Origin of the sequence: Streptomyces sp. NPDC050548, from assembly GCF_044457385.1 — a bacterium.
GTDB lineage: Bacteria > Actinomycetota > Actinomycetes > Streptomycetales > Streptomycetaceae > Streptomyces.
This window is the reverse complement of record NZ_JBITGV010000015.1, coordinates 76,466-98,319: the sequence shown is the minus strand read 5'-3', so window position 1 is coordinate 98,319 and position 21,854 is coordinate 76,466. Positions and strand designations below refer to the sequence as shown.

At 70.3% G+C, this 21,854-nt stretch carries 20 protein-coding genes; 12 read left to right on the top strand and 8 right to left on the bottom strand.

Going from position 1 to position 21,854, the window contains the following annotated elements; genetic code table 11:
* Window positions 1-60: 60 nt before the first annotated feature.
* The 5 genes from ACIBJH_RS34345 to ACIBJH_RS34325 are packed head-to-tail and all read left to right on the top strand — an operon-like array spanning window position 61 to window position 5,021.
* Window positions 61-954, top strand: a complete 894-nt coding sequence (locus ACIBJH_RS34345) for an ABC transporter permease (protein WP_399120821.1) — start codon at window positions 61-63, stop codon at window positions 952-954.
* Window positions 927-1,679, top strand: coding sequence for an ABC transporter ATP-binding protein (locus ACIBJH_RS34340; protein ID WP_399120820.1), 753 nt, complete (start codon window positions 927-929; stop codon window positions 1,677-1,679). The genes ACIBJH_RS34345 and ACIBJH_RS34340 overlap by 28 nt, the downstream gene beginning before the upstream one ends.
* Before the next feature lie 42 nt (window positions 1,680-1,721).
* Window positions 1,722-2,747, top strand: coding sequence for an ABC transporter substrate-binding protein (locus tag ACIBJH_RS34335; RefSeq protein WP_399120819.1), 1,026 nt, complete (start codon window positions 1,722-1,724; stop codon window positions 2,745-2,747).
* A gap of 1 nt (window position 2,748) precedes the next feature.
* Complete coding sequence (locus ACIBJH_RS34330) at window positions 2,749-3,891, top strand: LLM class flavin-dependent oxidoreductase (protein WP_399120818.1); 1,143 nt, start codon at window positions 2,749-2,751, stop codon at window positions 3,889-3,891.
* A gap of 53 nt (window positions 3,892-3,944) precedes the next feature.
* A complete protein-coding gene (locus ACIBJH_RS34325; protein ID WP_399120817.1) occupies window positions 3,945-5,021 on the top strand; it encodes an NAD(P)-binding domain-containing protein in 1,077 nt (358 codons plus the stop codon).
* 300 nt (window positions 5,022-5,321) lie between these two features.
* On the opposite strand, the gene mltG is transcribed toward ACIBJH_RS34325, so the two are convergent.
* Both mltG and ACIBJH_RS34315 read right to left on the bottom strand, forming a co-directional pair.
* Window positions 5,322-6,167, bottom strand: coding sequence for an endolytic transglycosylase MltG (mltG, locus tag ACIBJH_RS34320; protein ID WP_399120816.1), 846 nt, complete (start codon window positions 6,165-6,167; stop codon window positions 5,322-5,324).
* Window positions 6,168-6,229: 62 nt separating this feature from the next.
* Window positions 6,230-8,032, bottom strand: a complete 1,803-nt coding sequence (locus ACIBJH_RS34315) for an ABC transporter ATP-binding protein (RefSeq protein WP_399120815.1) — start codon at window positions 8,030-8,032, stop codon at window positions 6,230-6,232.
* A 130-nt stretch (window positions 8,033-8,162) separates the two neighbouring features.
* Between ACIBJH_RS34315 and ACIBJH_RS34310 the strand changes: the two genes are divergently transcribed.
* The gene (locus ACIBJH_RS34310) at window positions 8,163-8,648 is read left to right on the top strand and encodes a MarR family winged helix-turn-helix transcriptional regulator (protein ID WP_399120814.1); all 486 of its coding nucleotides are present in this window, start codon (window positions 8,163-8,165) and stop codon (window positions 8,646-8,648) included.
* A 21-nt stretch (window positions 8,649-8,669) separates the two neighbouring features.
* Here ACIBJH_RS34310 and ACIBJH_RS34305 read toward each other — a convergent pair whose 3' ends face one another.
* Window positions 8,670-9,308 carry an HD domain-containing protein gene (locus ACIBJH_RS34305; RefSeq protein ID WP_399120813.1) on the bottom strand — a complete coding sequence of 213 codons (639 nt, stop codon included), beginning with the start codon at window positions 9,306-9,308 and terminating at the stop codon, window positions 8,670-8,672.
* Between the two features lie 96 nt (window positions 9,309-9,404).
* Here ACIBJH_RS34305 and ACIBJH_RS34300 point away from each other — a divergent pair, with 96 nt between their 5' ends.
* On the top strand, window positions 9,405-10,385 hold the full coding sequence (locus ACIBJH_RS34300) for a GlxA family transcriptional regulator (protein ID WP_399120812.1): 981 nt from the start codon (window positions 9,405-9,407) through the stop codon (window positions 10,383-10,385).
* Between the two features lie 15 nt (window positions 10,386-10,400).
* Here the strand turns inward: ACIBJH_RS34300 and ACIBJH_RS34295 are convergent, their stop codons facing one another.
* Window positions 10,401-11,114 (bottom strand): TetR family transcriptional regulator, encoded by a 714-nt coding sequence (locus ACIBJH_RS34295; RefSeq protein WP_399120810.1) that lies wholly within the window; start codon window positions 11,112-11,114, stop codon window positions 10,401-10,403.
* A gap of 59 nt (window positions 11,115-11,173) precedes the next feature.
* On the opposite strand from ACIBJH_RS34295, the gene ACIBJH_RS34290 reads away from it, so the two are divergent.
* Complete coding sequence (locus ACIBJH_RS34290) at window positions 11,174-12,034, top strand: SDR family NAD(P)-dependent oxidoreductase (protein WP_399120809.1); 861 nt, start codon at window positions 11,174-11,176, stop codon at window positions 12,032-12,034.
* Window positions 12,035-12,098: 64 nt separating this feature from the next.
* Here ACIBJH_RS34290 and ACIBJH_RS34285 read toward each other — a convergent pair whose 3' ends face one another.
* The 3 genes from ACIBJH_RS34285 to ACIBJH_RS34275 form a co-directional block, all read right to left on the bottom strand.
* A complete protein-coding gene (locus ACIBJH_RS34285; RefSeq protein WP_399120808.1) occupies window positions 12,099-13,484 on the bottom strand; it encodes a cation:dicarboxylate symporter family transporter in 1,386 nt (461 codons plus the stop codon).
* Window positions 13,485-13,657: 173 nt separating this feature from the next.
* Window positions 13,658-15,277 carry a peptide-N4-asparagine amidase gene (locus ACIBJH_RS34280; RefSeq protein ID WP_399120807.1) on the bottom strand — a complete coding sequence of 540 codons (1,620 nt, stop codon included), beginning with the start codon at window positions 15,275-15,277 and terminating at the stop codon, window positions 13,658-13,660.
* 10 nt (window positions 15,278-15,287) lie between these two features.
* The gene (locus ACIBJH_RS34275) at window positions 15,288-16,043 is read right to left on the bottom strand and encodes a L,D-transpeptidase family protein (protein WP_399120806.1); all 756 of its coding nucleotides are present in this window, start codon (window positions 16,041-16,043) and stop codon (window positions 15,288-15,290) included.
* Window positions 16,044-16,238: 195 nt separating this feature from the next.
* On the opposite strand from ACIBJH_RS34275, the gene ACIBJH_RS34270 reads away from it, so the two are divergent.
* The 4 genes from ACIBJH_RS34270 to ACIBJH_RS34255 all read left to right on the top strand — a co-directional run bounded on the left by ACIBJH_RS34270 (window position 16,239) and on the right by ACIBJH_RS34255 (window position 20,950).
* Entirely contained in the window at window positions 16,239-18,080 is a 1,842-nt protein-coding gene (locus ACIBJH_RS34270; RefSeq protein WP_399120805.1) for an ABC transporter ATP-binding protein, read from the top strand.
* Window positions 18,077-19,858 carry an ABC transporter ATP-binding protein gene (locus tag ACIBJH_RS34265; RefSeq protein ID WP_399120804.1) on the top strand — a complete coding sequence of 594 codons (1,782 nt, stop codon included), beginning with the start codon at window positions 18,077-18,079 and terminating at the stop codon, window positions 19,856-19,858. Before ACIBJH_RS34270 ends, ACIBJH_RS34265 begins: the two co-directional genes overlap by 4 nt.
* 300 nt (window positions 19,859-20,158) lie before the next feature.
* Window positions 20,159-20,635, top strand: a complete 477-nt coding sequence (locus ACIBJH_RS34260; protein ID WP_399120803.1) for a DUF5709 domain-containing protein — start codon at window positions 20,159-20,161, stop codon at window positions 20,633-20,635.
* A gap of 51 nt (window positions 20,636-20,686) precedes the next feature.
* Window positions 20,687-20,950 (top strand): type B 50S ribosomal protein L31, encoded by a 264-nt coding sequence (locus ACIBJH_RS34255; RefSeq protein WP_399120802.1) that lies wholly within the window; start codon window positions 20,687-20,689, stop codon window positions 20,948-20,950.
* Window positions 20,951-20,994: 44 nt separating this feature from the next.
* Here the strand turns inward: ACIBJH_RS34255 and ACIBJH_RS34250 are convergent, their stop codons facing one another.
* A complete protein-coding gene (locus ACIBJH_RS34250) occupies window positions 20,995-21,786 on the bottom strand; it encodes a metal-dependent hydrolase (protein WP_399120801.1) in 792 nt (263 codons plus the stop codon).
* Window positions 21,787-21,854: the final 68 nt, after the last annotated feature.

Sequence of the window (21,854 nt, the reverse complement as noted above, 5' to 3'; positions counted from 1 at the left end):
CCCCCTTCGTACCCCCTTCCTCTCCTCACCGGACGCTCTCCCCCACTCCGTGGAGCACCCATGAGCATCAGCCATGCCCCACCCGGCTCCTCCGGGCCCGACATTTCCCGCATATCCACCTCGAAGGCCGGCCCGGACGAGCCTGCGCCCCTCGAACTCGTCCCCCTCGTCCCCACCTCCTCCCGCCGCACCCGCGTCCCCCGCTGGCTGCGCCGCACCACCGGCCCGCTCGTGCTGCTCGCGCTGTGGCAACTCCTCAGCAGCACCGGCGTGTTGGCCTCCGACATGCTCGCCTCGCCCGGGCGGATCGCGCACGTCGGCCGGGATCTGATCGACAGCGGTTCGCTGACCTCGGCCATGGCCACCTCGCTCCAGCGGGTCGCGATCGGGCTGCTCCTCGGCACCGTCATCGGCACCGGACTCGCCCTGGTCTCCGGCCTGTTCAGGATCGGCGAGGACCTGGTCGACGCGCCCGTGCAGATGCTGCGGACCGTGCCCTTCGTGGGGCTGATCCCGCTGTTCATCATCTGGTTCGGTATCGGCGAGGCGCCCAAGGTCGCCATCATCACGCTCGGTGTGACCTTCCCGCTCTATCTCAACGTCTACGCCGGAATCCGGGGCGTGGACAGCCAGTTGATCGAGGCCGGGGAGTCGCTGGGGCTGTCCCGCTGGGGGCTGGTACGGCATGTGGTGCTGCCGGGCGCGCTGCCCAACGCGATGACCGGGCTGCGCTACTCCCTCGGTATCGCCTGGCTTGCGCTCGTCTTCGCCGAGCAGATCAACGCGGACGCCGGGATCGGCTTCCTCATGGTGCAGGCGCGGGACTTCCTGCAGACCGACGTGATCGTGGTCTGCCTGATCGTCTACGCCTTCCTCGGCCTGCTGGCCGACTTCGTCGTCCGAACCCTCGAAAGGCTGCTGCTGCAATGGCGACCGACGTTCACGGGCCGGTGACCGCACAGCCGGTCACCTCGCAGGCGGTGCGCGTCGAGGGGCTGACCCGCTCCTTCGACGGCCGGCCCGTCATCGACAGGCTTCAACTCGACGTACGGCAGGGCGAGTTCGTGGCGCTACTGGGCCGCAGCGGCTGCGGCAAGTCCACGTTGCTGCGCATCCTCGCCGGGCTCGACCGGGACATCGAGGGCACCGTCCTCGTGCCACGCCGCAAGGCCGTCGCGTTCCAGGCACCCCGGCTCATGCCGTGGAAGAAGGTATGGCGCAACGTCCTGCTCGGACTGCCCGGCAAGCCCGAACGGGCCGTGGCGGAGCGGGCGTTGGCGGAGGTCGGGCTCGGGGACCACGCCGACGCCTGGCCCAAGACGCTGTCCGGCGGTGAGGCGCAGCGTGCCTCGCTGGCCCGTGCCCTGGTGCGCGAGCCCGATCTGCTGCTGCTCGACGAGCCGTTCGGCGCGCTCGACGCCCTCACCCGCATCAAGGCCCAGCGGTTGGTGGGCGAGTTGTGGCAACGGCGGGGCTGCGCCGTGCTGTTGGTGACCCATGACGTCGAGGAGGCCGTCCTGCTCGCCGACCGCGTCCTGGTGATGGACGGCGGCGTCATCGCGCACGAGCAGCACATCGGCCTCGACCGGCCGCGCGACATCACCGACCCCCGGTTCGCCGAACTCCGCGCCGGACTCCTGGAACGCCTCGGCGTCGACACCGCCGCCGAAGCCGCCTGAACTCCCCCCACCCACCGCTCACTTGCACAGAACGGATCCCCCATGCGACGTCACCTCGTCCCCGCCGCGCTGCTCCTCCCCTTCGCCCTCCTGCTCACCGCCTGCGGTGGCAACTCCTCCGCCAGCACGGGGACCGACACCGACGGCACGGGTTCCGTCACGCTCGACGTCGGTGATCAGAAAGGTGGTTCAGAGGCGATCCTGCGGGCCGCCGGTGAACTCAAGAACCTGAACTACAAAATCAAGTGGTCCACGTTCACCTCCGGCCCGCCGCTCCTGGAGGCCGTCAACGCCAAGGCCGTCGACATCGGCGGCGTCGGCAACACCCCGCCGGTGTTCGCCGCCGGCGCGGGCTCCAAGATCAAGGTGGTGGCCGCCTGGCACGGCAACTCCCAGGGCGAGGCCATCCTCGTACCGAAGGACTCCAAGCTGACCAGTCTGGAGCAGCTCAAGGGCAAGTCCATCGCCGTGGCGCAGGGTTCCTCCGCGCACTACCAGCTGATCGCCTCCCTCAAGGCAGCCGGGCTCACCCTCAGCGACGTCAAGGTCAAGTACCTCCAGCCGGCCGACGCCCTGGCCGCGTTCACCAGCGGCAAGGTGGACGCGTGGACGGTGTGGGACCCGTACACCTCGCAGATCCTCGAAGCGAAGCAGGGGCGCATCCTGACGACCGGTCAGGGCCTGGTCAACGGGCTCAACTTCCAGGTGGCGGCGCCCTCCGCGCTGGCCGACGGCAAGAAGGCCGCGGCCATCAAGGACTATCTTGAGCGGCTGCGGCGCGCCCAGGACTGGGTCTACGACCACCCCGACGCGTGGGCCAAGGTGTGGGCGAAGGACACCGGGCTGCCGTACGCGGTGGCGCTGGCCTCGGTGAAGCGCACCAACGCCTCCCGGATCGCGGTCGCCGTGGACAAGCCGCTGATCGCCTCGGAGCAGGCGATCGCGGACCAGTTCACCTCGCTGAAGCTGATCCCCGGCAAAGTCGATTTCGCGCAGTTCGTCGACACCCGTTTCAACGGCGGCCTGCCGGTCTCGACGACCGCGCCGCGCGTCTACAAGGAGAAGTGAGATGACGGTCCGTCTCCACTGGTTCCTGCCGACCGGCGGCGACGGCCGTACGCTCGTCGACCGGCACGCCTACGGGCCCAGCCGAGCGGGAACGGTCCGCGGGGTGCGCCCGCCGGACATCGAGTACCTCGCCCAAATCGCCAAGGCCGCCGAGCAGTTGGGCTTCGAGGCGGTGCTCACGCCGACCGGCACGTGGTGCGAGGACGCCTGGCTGACCACCGTGGCGCTCGCGCAGCACACCGAGCGGCTGAAGTTCCTGGTGGCGTTCCGGCCGGGGGTGATCTCGCCGACGCTCGCCGCGCAGATGGCGGCGACCTATCAACGCCTCACGCGCGGGCGGCTGTTGCTCAACGTGGTCACCGGTGGCGACTCGGCCGAGCAGCGACGCTTCGGCGACCATCTCGACCACGACCGGCGGTACGCGCGTACGGACGAGTTCCTGTCGGTCGTACGAGGGGTCTGGCGGGGAGAGCCGTACGACTTCGACGGTGTGCACTACCAGGTCGAGGGCGGGCTCACCGCGCTGCCGCCCGATCCGGTGCCGCAGGTGTTCTTCGGTGGGTCGTCGGCGGCGGCCGGGCCGGTCGCCGCCCGGCATGCGGACGTTTATCTCACCTGGGGAGAACCGCCCGCACAGGTCAAGGAGAAGATCGACTGGATTCGCGGGCTCGCCGAGCGCGAGGGGCGGGACGTGCGGTTCGGGGTACGGCTGCACACCATCTCGCGGGACTCGTCGGCCGAGGCGTGGGCGACCGCGAACCGGCTGCTCGACGACCTCGACGCGGACACCGTCGCGGCGGCGCAGACCGCCCTCGGGCGCAGTGCGTCGGTGGGCCAGCAGCGGATGCTGGCGCTGCACGGCGGTTCGCGCGCCGATCTGGAGATCCACCCCAACCTGTGGGCGGGGGTCGGTCTCGTCCGGGGCGGTGCGGGCACCGCGCTCGTGGGCAGCCATGCCGAGGTCGCCGATCTGATCGAGGAGTACCACTCGCTGGGCGTCGAGCACTTCGTGCTGTCCGGGTATCCACACCTGGAGGAGGCGTACTGGTTCGGCGAGGGCGTGATTCCCGAGCTGGCGGCGCGCGGGCTGGTCGAGGGGCCGGCACGGGCGGGTGTGCCGTTCCTGGTGGGCAGCGGGCGCTGAGCGCGCGGGAGGGTTTCGGGAAGATCCACGGCCTCGGTGCTGTTCGTAGAAGCGTGAACAACACCCGTGAGGTCGACGTGGTCGTCATAGGCGCCGGGCAGGCAGGACTGGCCGGCGCCTATCACCTGCGGCGCACCGGTTTCGAGCCGGAGCGCGACTTCGTGGTGCTGGATCACGCACCCGCGTCGGGCGGCGCCTGGCAGTTCCGGTGGCCGTCCCTGACGTACGGCAAGGTCCACGGGATGCACGCGCTGCCGGGCATGGAACTCACGGACGGAGATCCGGACCGGCCGTCCTCCGAAGTCGTCGCCGAGTACTTCGCGGCCTACGAACGCGCCTTCGACCTGCGGGTACGGCGGCCCGTGGATGTGCGGGCGGTACGGGAGGGCGAGGGCGGGCGGCTGCTCGTGGAGACGTCGGACGGGGTGTGGTCGGCGCGGGCGCTGATCAACGCGACCGGCACCTGGGACCGGCCGTTCTGGCCGCGCTATCCGGGCCAGGAGACGTTCCGGGGACGGCAGTTGCACACCGCGCAGTATCCGGGGCCCGAGGAGTTCGCCGGGCTGCGGGTGGTCGTGGTGGGCGGAGGTGCGTCCGGTACGCAGCATCTGCTGGAGCTGGCGCCGTACGCGGCGGCCACGACGTGGGTGACCCGGCGTCCGCCGGTCTTCCGCGAGGGGCCCTTCACCGAGGACGTGGGGCGGGCCGCCGTCGCACTGGTGGAGGAGCGGGTACGGCAGGGGCTGCCGCCGAGGAGTGTCGTCTCCGTGACCGGGCTGCCGCTGAACGACGCGATCCGGCAGGCCATCGCGGACGGAGTCCTGGACCGGCAGCCGATGTTCGACCGGATCACCCCCGACGGCGTGGCCTGGGACGACGGCCGGCATGTGGACGCCGATGTCATCCTGTGGGCGACCGGGTTCCGGGCCGCGATCGACCACCTGGCACCGCTGAAGCTGCGCGGCCCGGGCGGCGGCATCCGCCTCGACGGCACCCGGGTGGCCGCGGATCCGCGCATCCATCTCGTCGGCTACGGCCCCTCCGCGAGCACCATCGGCGCCAACCGCGCGGGCCGTGCGGCCGTACGGGACATCAGACGGCTGTTGGCCGGGGAGCCGGTGGCGGTCTGAGGTTGTTCCGGCGAGGGCGCTTCGTGGGCAGGGCGGAGTGACCAGGGCGAGAGCGCGCATGCCGCCGCCGATCCGCGCCTCCCGCTCGTCGGCCACGGACGGCCTGCGAGCAACCGCCCACGACGCCGGCCGCGCGGCCATGGCCACCATCGAGCAACTCCGCGCCGGAGAAACAGCCGCCGCCGAGCACCGCCCCGCCCGTTGCGGAGACCGTCCGCATACGCCTCGGCACAGCCCCACGGGACATCGGACGGCTGCCGGCCGGGGAGCCGGTCGCCGCCCGACGTCGTCCCGGGCGGATCACTTCGTGGGCTGTGAACTGCCGCTCTTCTGGGCCGCGTTGAACTCCGCGACATTGCGCTGGTGTTCCTCGTAGGTGGCCGCGAAGCGCGTGTCGCCGGGCTTGACCGTGACGAAGTAGAGCCAGTCGCCCGGGGGCGGGTTGATCGCGGCGCGCATCGCGTCCTCGCCCGGGTTGTCGATCGGGGTCGGCGGCAGGCCCATGCGCTGATAGGAGTTGTAGGGGCTGTCGACCCGGGTGTCGCTCGTGGTCGTCCTCAACGTGGTGCGGTTGAGGGCGTAGTTGATGGTCGAGTCCATCTGGAGCGGCATCCCGCGTTCGAGGCGGTTGAAGATGACTCGGGCCACCTTCCCCATGTCGGCCTTGGAGGCCGCTTCGGCCTGCACGATGCTCGCGATGGTGACGGCCTGGTAGACGTTCATCGCGTTGCGTTGGGCGCCGGCGGCGACGGGTGCTCCGTTGAACTTCTGGCTCGCGGTGTTGACCATGAACGACAGCAGCGACTCCGGTGTGGCCTTCTCCTTCAGCGGATAGGTCGCCGGGAAGAGGTAGCCCTCGGGGTTGCCCTCCGCGTCGTTCGGCAGCTTGAGGCCGGCTTTCGGGATGGACTTCTTGGTGGTGCCGGCCGGCAGCGCGAGAGCCTTGTCGACGGCGTCGTAGATCTGGCCCGAGCGCCAGCCCTCCGGGATGACCAGCGAGGTGGGGCGTGCGTCCCCCTCGCCCTCCAGGCTGAGCAGCGGCACCGCCACGGCGGTGCCGGCCACGACGGCCCCGGTCGCGATGAGGGCGACCCGGCCCCGGCGGGTCAGTCGAATCGTGCTCCGTGGCGGAGTGTTCATCTGCATGCGGGCACGGTAACCCGCATATCGTCACAATCCCGGCATATCTTCAGCTTGTCGGTTTCGGTTCAGCTTGTCGGTTCCAGTTGGGCGTCCCGACGTACGAGGGCCGCGTACCGCCCGTCCAGTTCCAGCAGTTCTTCGTGCGTGCCGCGTTCCGCCAGGTGCCCGGAGTCGAGGACCACGATCTGGTCGGCGCTGCGGATGGTGGACAGGCGGTGGGCGATGGTGAGCGTGGTGCGGTTGGCCGACAGGGCGTCGATGGCGTCCTGGACGGCCGCTTCGGTGCGGTTGTCGAGGGCGCTGGTCGCCTCGTCGAGGATGAGGACCGGCGGGTCGCGCAGGATCGTGCGCGCGATGGCCAGCCGCTGCTTCTCGCCGCCGGAGAACCGATGGCCGCGCTCGCCGACGACCGTGTCGTACCCGTCGGGCAGGCCCGCGATGTGGTCGTGGATCTGCGCCGCGCGTGCCGCCGCGTACAGCTCCTCGTCGGTGGCGTCCGGCTTCGCGAAGCGGAGGTTGTCGGCGACCGTGGCGTGGAAGAGGTACGTCTCCTGGGAGACGACGCCGACGGCACGCGCGAGCGTGTCGAAGTCCAGGTCGCGGACGTCGACCCCGTCGAGGGTGACCCGGCCGCCCGTCACGTCGTAGAGCCGGGGCACGAGATAGCCGAGGGTCGACTTTCCGGCGCCGGTCGGGCCGACGATCGCGAGGCTGTTGCCGGCCGGGACGGTGATGTCGATGCCGTCGAGGATCGGGCCGCTCTTCTCGTCGTAGTGGAACTCGACCTCCTGGAAGGCGACTTCGCCCTTGATGCTGTCCAGGTGGACCGGGTTCTCGCGTTCGGTGATGTCGATCGGGAGGTCGAGGTACTCGAAGATCCGCGCGAAGAGCGCCAGCGAGGTCTGGATCTGGACGCCGGTCGACAACAGGCTGACGGCCGGACGGAACAGGCCCTGCTGGAGCGAGACGAAGGCGACGATGGTGCCGATCGAGACGTCCGGGCCGCCCATCTGGAGGGCTATTCCGGCGGTCCAGTAGATGACGGCGGGCATCGCGGCCATGACGATCGAGATGACGGCCATGCGCCAGCGCCCCGCCATGTTCGACCTGACCTCCAGGTCGACCAGGCCCTCGGACTCCTCCGAGAAGGACCGGGTGAGCGAGTCGGAGCGGCCCATGGTGCGGCCGAGCAGGATGCCGCTGACGGACAGCGACTCGGTGACCGTGGCGGCCATCACGGCCATCTGCTTCTGGCGCTGGGTGGCGATCTTCTTGCGTTCGTTGCCGACCCGGCGGCTGATCCACACGAAGACCGGGAGCAGCAGCAGCGAGACGACGGTGAGCCGCCAGTCCAGGGCGACCATCGCGATGATCGTGGCGACCACGCTGGTCAGGTTCGACACCAGGGAGGTGGCCGTGGAGGTGACGGTGGCCTGCATGCCGCCGATGTCGTTGGCTATGCGGGACTGGACCTCGCCGGTGCGGGTCCGGGTGAAGAAGGCGAGCGACATGCGCTGCAGCCGACCGTAGACGGCGGTGCGCAGGTCGTGCATGACGCGCTGGCCGACCGTCGTGGAGATGAGGGTCTGCAGGACGCCGAAGATGCTGGTCAGGACGGCACTCAGGATCATGCCGAGCGCGAGCAGGCTCAGCAGTCCGGTGCGGCCCTGCGGGATGGCGACGTCCAGCGTCTCCTTCAGCAGGAACGGCGTCGCCACGGTGACCAGGGACGCGGCGCCGACCAACAGGCCGACGACCGTGAGCCGGGCGCGGTAGGGCTTGAAGAGCTTGAGGATGCGGCGCACCTGCCGGGGCTGGTCGGTCGAGGTGCCGGGGGACGGTGTCCATTTGATTTCGTCGCGGGGCATGGTCTCCTGCGGATGGTGAGGTGATCAGGACTGGTCGAGCACTCAGAACTCGTGGAGCAATGAGATCTGGTGGAGCATAGCTCATTGTTACCTATACTCACAATGAACCAGGTCCTGATATTGTTCCCGCATGACCACCCCCGATTCCGAAGGCCTCCTCGCGGAGCAGCTGCTCCGGCTCACCCGCCGGGTGTACCGCATCCAGAAGCGCCATCTGGAGCAGCGCGACCTCGGCATCACCCCGGCCCAGTCCCGGCTGCTGCGCACCCTCGCGCACTTCGGGTCGCCGCCGCGCATGGCCGACCTCGCCGAGCGCCTTGAGGTGGTGCCGCGCGCCGTGACGACACTGGTCGACGGCCTGGAGGCGAGCGGCAAGGTGCGGCGGGTGCCCGACCCGTCCAACCGGCGGGTCATCCGGATCGAGATCACCGACGACGGCCGCAAGGCGCTCAGCGAGCTGCGCAGCGCCCGGCGGGGCGCCGCGGACGAGATCCTCGCGCCGCTCACGAATGTGGAGCGCGAGGTGCTGCGCACGCTGCTGGACACGCTGGTGGACGGGACGCCCGGTACCCATGAGAAGCACGGGTCCCATGAGAAGCACGGGCGGACCTGCTGACCACCGGCGGTCGCCACGGCGTCACTCCGGCCAGTCCGAGTCCTTGATCTTCTCGACGAAGTCGCCGCGCACGAAGCCCGGGACGAAGTGCGCCAGTACGTCCGCCTTGATGTTGCCGAAGGTGGTCTCGGGGCGGTCCTTGATGCCCTCGGTGAAGGCGGCGAGGATCCCGTTCTTGAAGTCCGGACGGGGATGCGCCGCCACGACGGCCGCGCGCTGCTCGTCGGAGACGGCGTCGTAGCCGATGCCCACGACGTCCAGCGACACACCCCGATTGACCAGGGCGATCTCGGCCGACATGTGCAGTGGGATCTCCTGGGTGGTGTGCAGGGCGATGCTCGTCCAGACCCGGTCGGCCGGCTCACCGGTGATGCCGTGCGCGTGCAGGAACCGGCGGGCCTCGTCGGCGCCGTCGATCTCGAAGCGCTGGTCGGTCCTGCGGAACTTCTCGGTGAGCCCGAGGTCGTGGAACATCGCGGCGACATAGAGCAGTTCGGGGTCGTAGCTGAGCCCCTGCTCCCGTCCGCGCAGGGCGCCCCACAGGAACACCCGCCGCGAGTGGTCGAACAGCAGCGGCGACGCGGCCTCGCGCACCAGTTCCGTCACCTCCCGTGCCAGCGCGCTGTCCGGGATCTCCACGCCTGCGATCACTTCACTCATCGTTCTTCCCTCTCCTCGATGGCCTGTGCCTCAAGGATCTTCGGAGGCGTACGCTGGGACCATGTCCTCAGAGCCACGAAAACCACGGATTCGGACATGACGGCGGCCTCGCCCCCTCGGGTCGGCTTCATCGTCTTCGACGGCGTGACCATGCTCGATATCAGCGGTCCGGCCGAGGTGCTGCACCAGTCGGGCAAGCTCGGCCATCCCTACAAGCTGGTGCTGGTCTCTCCGCACGGCGGCCCGGTCACCACCGCCAGCGGACTGACCCTGACCGGCACGGTGACCGCGGCCGACGCCGGGCCGGTCGACACGGTGGTGGTCGCCGGGGGCGACCTGCTGGCCCAACACCCCGCCGAGGAAAGGCTGTTGAGCACGACCCGCGCCCTCACCGACCATGCCGCACGAGTCACATCCGTCTGCACGGGCGCCTTCGTCCTCGCCGAACTCGGCCTGCTCGACGGCCGTTCGGCCACGACCCACTGGCGACAAGCCGCGACGCTGGCGCGCCGTTACCCCCGGGTGCGCGTCGACCCGGACGCCATCCACGTCCGCGACGGCCGCTTCGTCACCTCGGCGGGCATCAGCGCCGGGATCGACCTGGCGCTCGCCCTCGTCGAGGACGACCACGGAGCGGCCGTGGCCCGGGACGTCGCCCGCGAACTGGTCGTCTTCATGCAACGCCCGGGCGGCCAGTCGCAGTTCTCCACTGCGACCACCACCCCGCCACCGCGCACCGATCCCCTACGGTCACTGATCGCCTCCGTGCTGGCCGACCCCGCCGCCGATCACAGCCTGCCCGCCATGGCGGCGACCGCGGCCGTCAGCACCCGGCACCTGACCCGGCTCTTCCGCACCGAACTCGGGACCACACCGGCCCGTTGGGTCGAACGGGTCCGTCTGGACCGAGCCCAGCACCTGCTCCTCGAAGGCCACAGCGTCACCTCCGCGGCACACCACAGCGGGCTCGGCACCGACGAGACCCTCCGCCGCGCCTTCGCCCGCCATCTGGACACCACACCGACGCACTACCGCAGCCGTTTCGCGAGCACGCGCGGGCGGTCGTCGACGGCGTGAGTCACTGGCGGCACTTCACCTCTCCGCCGATGGCATGCCGTTCAGCAACGCCGTGAGGATGCGCGTCAGTTGGGGCTCGACGTCGACCAGCGCGTGCGCCAACTCGGGATGGGTCTCGTAGAGCGTACGGAGCCGGGTACCGGGGGCGGCCATCTGGAGGAGCGCCCCGGCCATGCTCGTGGCCGTGGCGATCACATCCACGGCGGCACGCTCGGTGATCGCGAGCAGTCGGCACAACTCGGCTGCCACGGCGGCGACTTCACCGAGTACGACGGTCTTGAACGCGTACACGGACTCCAGCGACACATTGCGTTCCAGGTTCAACGGAGCCTGAGCGAGCAGGTCGCAGAAGAACGGTCGCACGACGAGTGACTGCGCGATGACGGCCGCGATCGTGCCGCGATCCCCGTCGGCGACTTCGGTGGCATTGGTGGCATCGGTGACATCGGTGACATCGGTGACATCGGTGAATTCACTCAGCCGTGCGCGGAGCGCCGCCGACCAGCCCTCCCAGCCCTCGGCGGTCAGCGCCAGGAAGATCTGCTCCCGCGTCTCGAAGTACCGCAGCATGGCGGACTTGTGCATGCCCACGGCCGCGGCGATGTCGGTGAGCGTGACCTCGCGCACGCTGCGTTCGGCGCCGAGCGCCTGGGCGGCGTCGAGAATCGCCCGTTCGCGCTGCTGCTTGGCAGCGGCACTGCGGGCGCGTTGCGGACTGGGCGTGCTCATGACCCAGAGCATAGCGCAACCCAGTTGCACTAATAACGAAACAGTGTTTTGCTAGAGCCATGACGCAGACATGGTTCATCACCGGTTCATCCCGCGGCTTCGGCCGCAATCTCACCGTCGCCGCCCTGGAGGGCGGCGACCGGGTCGTCGCCACGGCACGCAAGCCGGAGCAGTTGGACGACCTCGTGAAGGAGTACGGCGACCGCGTACTCCCCGTCGCGCTCGACGTCACCGACCGAGCGGCGGCAACGGCGGCTCTACAGGCGGGAGTCGACCGCTTCGGGGGGATCGACGTGGTCGTGAACAACGCCGGGTACGCCAACCTCTCCCCGGTCGAGACAACCCCTGAGGACGATTTCCGCCGCCAGTTCGACACGAACTTCTGGGGCGTCTACAACGTCTCGACGGCAGCGCTCCCGTTCCTCAAGGCACAGGGCTCGGGCACGGTCGTACAGTTCTCGTCGGTCGGCGGCCGGGTCGGCGGCAATCCCGGACTCGGGTCGTACCAGGCGGCGAAGTTCGCGGTCGACGGCTTCACCCGCGTGCTCGCGGCCGAGACCGCGCCGTTCGGCATCAGGTACCTCGTGGTGGAACCGGGCGGCTTCGCGACAGACTGGGCCGGTTCGTCGATGCAGATCCCGGAGGTACCGCCGGAGTACGACGAGACCGTCGGCGCGCTGATCCGCCTCTTCGACGGCCCCGTGACCGCCGCCGGCGACCCGAAGCGCGCCGGGGAGATTCTGGTCCGGGTCGTCAAGCAGCCGACCCTGCCCTCACACCTCCTCCTGGGCGCCTATGCCGTGGAGCTGGCGCAGAACTACTCGCGCGACCAGATCACACAGGCGCAGGCATGGCAGCGGGTGAGCCAGTCGGCGGACTTCGACCAGCCCTACCCGGCGGACCTCGTCGACCACGCATAGAAGAACGGGCCGCGACTCCCCACCACCTGGGTGGATCAGGAGCCGCGACCCGTCACGACAGGGCTCAACCGGCCTCGGAGGCCGATTCCTTGACGAGCTGCGCGGGGACCTCCGCGTCTCCCTCCCCATCGATCTCCGCGGCGTCGTCTTCTACGACCGTGATCTCGCCGTCCAGGACCTTCTTCGCCCGCTCGATGTCCAGCGCGCCTTCCCAGCGGGAGACCGCGAAGACGGCGACGCAGTTGCCGAGGAGGTTGGTGACGACGCGCATCGAGTCCATGATGCGGTCCACGCCGAGGAGCAGGGCGACCGCGCCGGCCGGGATCGCGCCCAGCGAGGAGGCCGTCGCGGACAGGGCGAGGAAGGCCGAGCCGGGGATGCCGGCCATGCCCTTGCTGGTGAGCATGAGCACCAGGATCACGGTGATCTGCTGGCCGAGGCTGAGGTCGACGCCGACGGCCTGGGCGATGAACAGCGTGCCGATGGACAGGTAGAGGGAGGCCCCGTCGAGGTTGAAGGAGTAGCCGGTGGGCAGCACCAGGCCCACGGCGTCGTCACGGGCGCCGGCCTTGCGCAGCTTCTGCATCACACGCGGCATGACCGACTCGGTGGAGGCGGTGCCGAGGGCGAGGAGCATCTCCTCACGGATGTAGCGGAGGAACTTCCAGAGGCTGAGCCCGGTGACCAGCCGCAGCGCTACGGCGAGCAGGGCGACGAAGAGCGCGGCGGCGACATAGCAGAGGATGATCAGCTTGGCGTAGGTCTTGATCACGCCGAGCCCGTACTGGCCGACGAGGACGGCCATCGCGCCGAACACGGCGAGCGGGGCCAGCCGCATCACGAAGCCGACGATCGCGAAGATGATCTCCTGCGCCTGCTCGATCGCGGGCAGCACCCGCGGCACCTTGGTGTGGCCGAGGTGGAGCAGCGCGGCGCCCACCAGGCAGGCCAGGATGAGGACTTGGAGCAGGGAGTTCTCGGCGAAGGCGCCAATGAAACTGGTGGGCAGCGCGTTGACGATGAACTCGGTCGTCGAGGGCAGCGCGGCACCGCCCGTCTTCGCGTCCACCGCCGAGGTGTTGAGCGTGGACGGGTCGACGTGCATCCCGGAACCGGGCTGGACAACGTTGGCGAGGACCAGGCCGATGATCAGCGCCGCGGTGGACGCGACCTCGAACCAGATCAGCGCCTTGAGGCCGATCCGGCCGAAGGCCTTCAGGTCACCGGCCTTGGCGATGCCGACGACGACCACACAGAACACGAGCGGCGAGATGATCGTCTTGATGAGCCGGGTGAATCCGTCGCCCAGGGGCTGGAAGTCCGTGGCCACGTCGGGCCACAGCTTTCCGACGAGGATTCCGAGGACGAGCGCGCAGGCGACCTGCGCGAAGAGAGAGGTACGCAGTATGCGTGCGACGCGTCGCGGCAGGGACGGGACGGACGGCGGCACGGGCACTCCTTGGAGGGGGACGGTCGTTCGCGGAAGTCGGGTGGGGTGACTTCTGCGATACGGAAAGCGGCTTCCGGTGGATCACTTTGAAGCCGTTGTTGATCCCCCGGAAAACCTCCGTGTGACAGCCGTGTAAAACACGCACCTGAGTGACGCGTCGCACGCACGACGGCTCAGCAGCCGCTGCGGTCCTCGGTCAGCACCCCCTGCGCGGTCGCCAGCGAACGGTCGTAGCAGCCGCCCGAGCCGTACAGCCGATAGCGCTCGCTCGACGTCCCGACGGCATGCCGCTGATCACGGGGCACGTTGAGCGTGTACGTCGCGTCACCGCTGTAGGTGTCGTCGAGCCGCGACCAACCGGTCCGCCGACCGTCCCGCGTATCGACGACCGCCGCCCGGTCGCCCAGCGTGAGTACGGTACGCAGCCGGTCGTCCGTCCCGATCGTCGTCGCGCCGTTGATCGTGTACGTCCGATACGTGGTCGTCGTCCGGGCCGGTCCCCGTCCGTCGACGGTCACCGACTCGTCGTCCGTCCAGGTCGCGTCGAGCCCGTCCATGTTCTCGCCGTCGATCCAGCGGTGCACGGAGGTGTTCGTGAGCTTCCGGTCGACGGTGGTCGCCACCCGCCCGTGCGAGGTGTCGACGTATCCGGCGACGGTCAGCCGGTGGCCCGCGTCGGTGTCCACGCGTTCCTCCGAACCGGGCGTGTACGTCGAGGAGTTGGCGAGCGCGCCCGCCCGGTCGAGGGTGAGTTTTCCGGTGACGTGGGCGCGGTGCGCGTCCTGCCAGACGAGCACGTTCACCGGCGCGCTCCAACCGCTCTGCCCCTCGGGCACGCCCACGACGGAGACGTCGACATGGTGCGGGCGGCCGTCGTTGAGCAGCCCGGCGAAGGGGGTGAGGTCGTATTCGATCGGCTTCACGTCGAAGGCGCGCGGGCCCGGAATGACGTACCAGAGGAAGGGGTCGGACCAGCCGCCGGTCCACACGTTCGGGAACGGCGCGGCGATTCCGGCGAGTTGGCCGTCGACCTTGATCTGCACCTCGCGGTAGGGGCCCTTGTCGGCCTGGCAGGAGTACGGCGCCGAGTCGGGCACCGCGAGATACCAGAACTCCTCGCAGCCGCCGCCGGATCCGGTGGCGTACACCTCGGCGACGATGCGTTCGCTGTTGCGCGGGGTGGTGACGGTCGAGTCGGTGCCGAGGGTGAAGACGCGGTCGGGGGTCTGCGCCGCCGCGGGTCTCCCCTCGTAGAACGTCAGCGTGGCCTTGACGCCGATGACTCCGGTGTAGGTGTCGTCGACGACGTTGCCGATGAGCATCTCGACGTTCTGGGTGCTGCGGAAGGTGGCGCTGTAGCGGGTGACGTCCTTCTCGACGGACCATGCGATGCCGTCGGGCGAGGGCTCCGGTGTCGAGGTGCGCAGGATCTCGACCCCGCCGACATGCAGGTAGCCGAGCCGGTCGTACTGGCGCCCCTTGACCGTGCCGTCGAGGCGGAGCACGACCTTGCTCCAGTGGTCGCCGCAGGCCTTGGGCGGTGTGTACGTCCCCTGGTACGGGGTGAAGTCGCGGAACTCGGTGTCGGCGAGGGTGACTTGGCAGGACTTGCCGGCGGGCCTGGCGATGGGCGGGGCGGCGGTCAGGGGGTCGTGCCAGTCGGTGCCGAACTCGGCGGGGACGTCGGCTGATCGAGCCTTCGCATCGACCGCCTGGGCAGGGCTCACGCCTAGAAGGGCGCTCGCCAGGAGGGTCGCCCCGGCGAGCATGGACATGACTATCCGGCTTCTCATGGGCGGTGTTCTACCCCTTGAGGTCCACCCTGTCCCCCATCAGCACCACAGGATGCTGCTCCGGATCGAGCGTGCGCAGCAGGTACTCCATCGCCTCCTTGGGCAGGCTGACGCAGGCCGACGTACCGCTGCCGTGGTCCAGATGCAGCCAGATCCCGCCGCCCTTGTCCTCGCCCTCGGGCTGTTCGGCGTCGTCGGGCGGGGTGCCCGGGACGCGGTTGTAGTCGATGGCGATGACGTAGTCGAAGTCGTGCCAGTGCGACTCGTCCCAGTCGCGCGGCGCCGCGTACCCCTCGTCCTGCGTGTACGGCAGGGCCGCGCCCGGGTCGTCGAGCACACCGGCCGCGGCGGTCAGGGTGAACACGCCGACGGGGCTGCGTTCGTCCCCGAGGTGGTGGTCGAGGGTCCAGCCCTTCTTGCCGTTGTGCGCGGGCCAACTGCGGGTCCGGTTCCAGGTGGAGCCGCGCTTCGTGAACAGGACGGCGGTGGAGGTCGGGGAGTCCTTGCCGTCGCCGTAGACCGCCAGGACCTGGCGGGTGCCGGCAGGGATGTCGCGGTGGAGCCGGTCGCCGACGTCCGGGATGCGGGTCGGGGCCGGGGCGGCGACCGCCTTTCTCGGGTGGGTCGCCTGGGGTCCCGGTCTCCCCTCCCGGCCGCCGGTGTGTCGTGTGTCCGCGCTTCCGCACGCCGACAGGGTCGTCATCGTCAGGAGGGAACCGAGAGCCGCCATCGCGACCATCGCACGTCGTGTGCCGCCACTCTGCATCGGCCCATGGTCACATCGCGTTCGGTGACATTGCGTGAGGTCACGGACATCTCGCCACGGATGGGTGAACGCCGGTTCTGACCTCCGGCAGGGAAAACCGCTTGCTTCCGACCACGCTGCGAGGCGAACCTTTCACGGTTTGTTGCCGCACTCCGCGGTTCCTTCCGCCGCCCCGACCAGAGCCACTGGGACGTCATGCAGATTCAAGACCTTCCGTATCCCGACCCGGGTGTCCCGGACGCCCGCTCGGGGCCCCGATTCCTGTGGTGGCTCGGCCGCAACCAGCTCGGCGGACAGTTCAAGTCGCTCGCCTGGGGACTGCTGCACTTCGTGTCCGTCTGCGCGCTGCCGTTCTGCGTGGGACTCGCCGTCCAGGCCGTGGTCGACCGCTCCGGCAGCCGGCTCGCCCTGACCGGTGGGCTGATGGCGCTGTGCGGAACGGGCATCGCCGTGGGCGACACCTTCCTGCACCGGGCCGCCGTCACCAACTGGATCACGGCCGCCGCCCGCGTCCAGCAGCTGCTCGGTCGTCAGGCCGCCCATCTCGGCTCGGCGCTGACCCGGCGGGTCGCGGCCGGTGAGGTCGTGGCCGTGTCCACGGGCGACGTCGAGAAGATCGGCTGGTTCGTGGAGGCGCTGTCCCGCTTCCTGGCCGCCGCGCTGACCGTCGTCATCGTGTGTGTCGGTCTCTTCGTGTACCAGCCGGCACTCGGTGTCGTCGTCGCCGTGGGCATGCCCGTGCTGGCGGTCTCCGTACTGCCGCTGCTGCCCCGTGCCACCCGGCGCGCGGATGTGCAGCGCGAGAAGGCCGGACGTGCCACCGAGCTGGCTTCCGACACGGTCGCCGGACTGCGGGTGCTGCGCGGTATCGGCGGTGAGGAACTGTTCCTCGACCGCTACCGCCGTGCCTCCCAGGAGGTGCGCCACGCGGCCGTGCGCAGCGCCCGGATGTGGTCGCTGATCTCGGCGATCCAGGTGCTGTTGCCCGGTCTGCTGCTGATCGTCGTCGTCTGGCACGGTGTGCACCTGGCCCGCGAGGGCCGGATCACGGTGGGTGAACTGGTCACCGTCTACAGCGCGGTGATGGTCCTGTCCTACCCGCTGCGGCACTTCGAGGAGATCGCCATGGCGTACTCCTTCTCCCGTCCCTCGGCCAAGCGTGCCGCGCGCGTGCTGTCCCTGAAGCGGGTCACCGACACCGTGGGAACGCGCGCGGCCGAGGTGCCGGCCGGGGATCTGTACGACCCGGCCACCGGACTGCTTGTGCCGTCCGGCCGGTTCACCGCCGTGGTGTGCGGCGACCCCGACGCGGCCGGACGGCTGGCGGAACGCCTCGGCGGACACCCCGCCGAGACGGGCACCTCGGTGCTCCTGGACGGCGTGGCGCTCGACGAACTCCCCCTCGCCTCGGCACGCACCGCCGTCCTCGTCCAGGACAAGGACCCGGTGCTGCTGTCCGGCTCGCTGCGCGAACTGCTCGATGTGCCCTCCTCGGGCGCGGTCGGCGCGGAGGAGGCCCTGGCCGCCGCGCAGTGCGGTGACGTGCTGGTCGCGCTGGCGCAGGGTTCGCTCGACACCGACGACCCGATGGACGCCCGCATCACCGAACGTGGACGCTCCCTCTCCGGTGGCCAGCGCCAGCGGCTCGCCCTGGCCCGGTCGCTGATCACCGATCCCGAGGTACTCGTCCTGGACGAGCCGACCTCCGCCGTCGACTCCCACACCGAGGCCCGGATCGCTGACGGCGTACGGACGTTGCGGGCCGGCCGGACCACGGCGGTGTTCACCTCCTCGCCCCTGCTCCTGGACCACGCGGACCGGGTGGTCCTCGTGCACGAGGACGAGGTCGTGGCGGTCGGCACCCACCGCGAACTGCTCCGCAGCGAGCCTCGGTACCGGGCCGTGGTGACCCGCGAGACGGAGGACGAGACGGCACTGAGGAACGCCGTCAACGACGAGGCCGCTCTGCGGAGCACCCTGGACGACCACGATGTCGCGCTGCGTGGCGCGCTGGAAGAAATCGAGGAGACCGCATGATCGGCGTGGCGCCCCCGGCGTACGACCCGGCGGCCCCGACCACGGCCAACACCCTGCCGGTCGGCGCCCCCGCGACCGTACGCGCCTACGTGTCCGAACTGTTCCGTCGGCATCGCCGAGCCTTCCTTCTCCTCGTCACGGTGAACACGGTCGCGGTGGTCGCGTCGATGGTGGGCCCGTATCTGCTCGGCGACCTGGTCGAGCGGGTGTCGGACGGAGCGCGGGAACTTCATCTGGGCCTCACCATCGGGCTGTTCGGGATCGCGCTCGCCGTCCAGGCCTTCTTCATCCGGCAGGTGCGGTTGCGCGGCGCGATGCTCGGCGAGCGGATGCTGGCCGATCTGCGCGAGGACTTCCTCGTACGGTCGGTCGGGCTCCCTCCCGGAGTCCTGGAACGGGCGGGCACCGGCGACCTGCTGTCCCGCATCACCACCGACATCGACCGGCTCGCCAACGCGATGCGCGAGGCCGTACCGCAGCTGGCGATCGGTGTCGTATGGGCGCTGCTGCTGCTCGGCGGCCTTGTCGTGACCGTGCCGGCGCTGGCGCCCGCCGTACTGATCGCGGTGCCGCTGCTGGTCGTCGGCTGCCGCTGGTACTACAAGCGCGCACCCGCCGGCTACCGCTCCGAGGCCGCCGGGTACGCCGCCGTGGCCGCGGCCCTCGCCGAGACCGTCGACGCGGGACGCACCGTCGAGGCACACCGCCTCGGCGACCGGCGCATCGCCCTCACGGAGCGCCGGGTCAAGGAGTGGACGGCCTGGGAGAACTACACGCTCTGGCTGCGGTCGGTGCTCTTCCCGGTCATCAACATCACTCATGTCACGGTGCTCTGCTCGGTCCTGATGCTCGGCGGGGTGTACGTCCTGCACGGCTGGATCGGAGTGGGCGAGCTGACCACGGGCGCCCTGCTCGCGCAGATGCTCGTCGACCCGGTGAACCTGATCCTGCGCTGGTACGACGAGCTCCAGGTCGCCCAGGTCTCGCTGGCCCGGCTGGTCGGCGTCCGGGACATCGAGCCCGACGCCGGGGACACCGCGCTGTCCCCGGAGGGCCGGGACGTGCACGCGGACCGGGTGCACTTCGGCTACCGCGAGGGCGTCGACGTGCTGCGCAAGGTGTCCCTGGAGGTCGCGCCCGGCACCCGGCTGGCCCTGGTCGGCCCGTCGGGCGCGGGCAAGTCCACCCTGGGCAGGCTCCTCGCCGGTATCTACGCGCCCCGGGACGGCCGGATCACCCTCGGTGGCGCCGAACTCTCCCGGATGACCGCGGAACACGTCCGCTCCCATGTGGCCCTCGTCAATCAGGAGCACCACGTCTTCGTGGGCTCCCTGCGCGACAACCTCCTGCTCGCCCGGACCGACGCGGCGGACGCGGAGCTGTGGGCGGCGCTGGGCGCGGTCGACGCGGACGGTTGGGCAAGGGCCATGGACGACGGCCTCGACACCGAGGTGGGCTCGGGCGGGCTGGCCCTCACCCCGGCCCAGGCCCAGCAGATCGCGTTGGCCCGGCTGGTGCTGGCCGATCCGCACACGCTGGTCCTGGACGAGGCGACCTCGCTCCTCGACCCGCGTGCGGCCCGCCATCTGGAGCGTTCCCTGGCCCGCGTCCTCGACGGCCGCACGGTCGTCGCGATCGCCCACCGGCTGCACACCGCCCATGACGCGGACGTCATCGCCGTGGTCGAGAACGGCCGCATCAGCGAACTGGGCAGCCACGATCAGCTGGTGGCGGCGGAGGGTGCGTACGCGGCGCTCTGGCGGTCCTGGCACGGGTAGCTCCGCCGGTTGAGCGGTGACTGGTCTGCGGGCCGGTGGCTTGACTGCGGACCGGTGGGGGCTGGTCGCGCAGTTCCCCGCGCCCCTGACGGGGCACGGTCCCGGCGCGCCAGGACCCCCGGTCCGGGCCCGTGCCGTTGCGCGCGGGGGAAAAGGGGTGGAAGTCTGGGGAGCGGCACCGGTTCGGGGAGTGCCCGGGAACCATGTGGTTCGTGCCGGGCTCCGCCTGTGCCCCGCACAGTGGCGGCCCGCCGCCGAGCGCGGTGAGTACGGGCCGGTCCCCACCACCTGGAGGTACCCGTGAACAGCGTCGACGGATGGGGAGACGACGTCTACCAGCCCGACGGATCCGAGGTTCAGGACGACGCGGGCCTGCTCGACGCGGAGGACACGCTCCTGGCCGACGGTGTCGAGGACCCACTCGACCGCGGCTGGTCCCCACCGGACCGCCCCTGGGCGGTGGAGCGCGCCGATGTCACGGCCGCCGAGCGTCAGCACGGTGAGACGCTCGACCAGCGCCTCGCCGAGGAGGTCCCGGATCTCGTGGTGTCCGACGGTGACGGCCTCGGCGACTCCGAGGACACCGACGGCGAACTCCGGGACACCGAGGTCGGTGACCTTCGCTCCGGCCGGCTCGTGGCACCCGACGAAGGGGCGCACGAGGACGAGGAGAGCGGTCTGGTCGCCACCGACGTGGGCATCGACGGCGCGGCCGCATCCGCCGAGGAGGCCGCGATGCACATCGTCGGCGAGGACGAGGACTCGCTCTACGGCTGACCTCGCCGTCCCTCGGCCGTCGCCCACATCCCCGCAGCAGGAGGAGCAGCCATGCAGCAGGACAAGCAGCCCGACTACCACCCCGTGGTCTTCCGCGACCGCTCCGCCGGATACGCCTTCCTGACCCGGTCCACCGCGACCAGCGACCGGACCATCGACTGGGACGACGGCGAGACCTACCCGGTCGTGGACGTGGAGATCTCCTCGGAGAGCCACCCCTTCTACACCGGCAAGGCCCGGACGGTGGACTCGGAGGGCCGCATCGCCCAGTTCGAGCGGCGCTACGGCGGCGGCCAAGGCTCCGGCGAGGCGTGAGCCACTGCTCGCGTCGGCGCCGGAACCGAGGTCGGGGCCGGACCTCAGATCACGTTGAGGGCCGCCGCGCAGCCCACTCCCCCGAGCAGTATGAACACCGGCATCAGCACCTTGAGCTCGATCCAGCTGCCCGCGCGGAACCGCATCACCTTCGGCGGCCCAATCGGGTACCAGCGCTTGCGGCCCAGCGGGATCGGCCACAGGATCGGGCAGCCGGAGACGGTCAGCGCGTCCCCGATGTCGTGCACCAGTGCGCCCAGCACTACCGGCAGTCCCAGCCAGAGGTACTGGTGCTGGTCCGTGAACAGCCAGTTCGAACCGTTGCCCGGCTTGTCCAGTACTCCGGCGAGGATCCACGCGCTGGTCGCCGCCAGCAGCCAGACCAGGATGTCGCTGCTGGAGCCGCGGGCCGCCCGCCACAGCAGGCCCTCGATGGCCAGCACCATGTGCACGAAGAGGATCGCCAGCACTCCCCAGCGACCGCCCAGGATCGCCACGGCCGCGCTCCCCGCCCCGATCAGGACCGCCCACAGCCAGGTGTGGGTGAGCGTGCGGTGCCCGCCGTTGCGGCGCGGGTCGCCCTGCTTCCTGGTCCCCTTGTAGACGGCGTACGAGAGCTTGTCGACGACCTCGCACACGGTCCGCGAGACGGGTCCGAAGGCCCGGGAGATGGTCGCCGCCTTGTGGTCGAGGTCCGGGGCGAGCGCGGCGCCGGCGCAGATCAGGGCGCCGACCAGGATCACCGGCCAGGGCATGGGATGCCCGGCCGCGGCGGTCGCCGCTCCGACGCCGAGCCAGGCCGCCGCTCCCGACAGTGAGTGTGCTGGTCCCATCATGGCCGTTCCCCGCCCCATTCCTCTTACGCCGCCGGTCAGTTGCTCGGGCGCCCTGACACTCTGTCGGC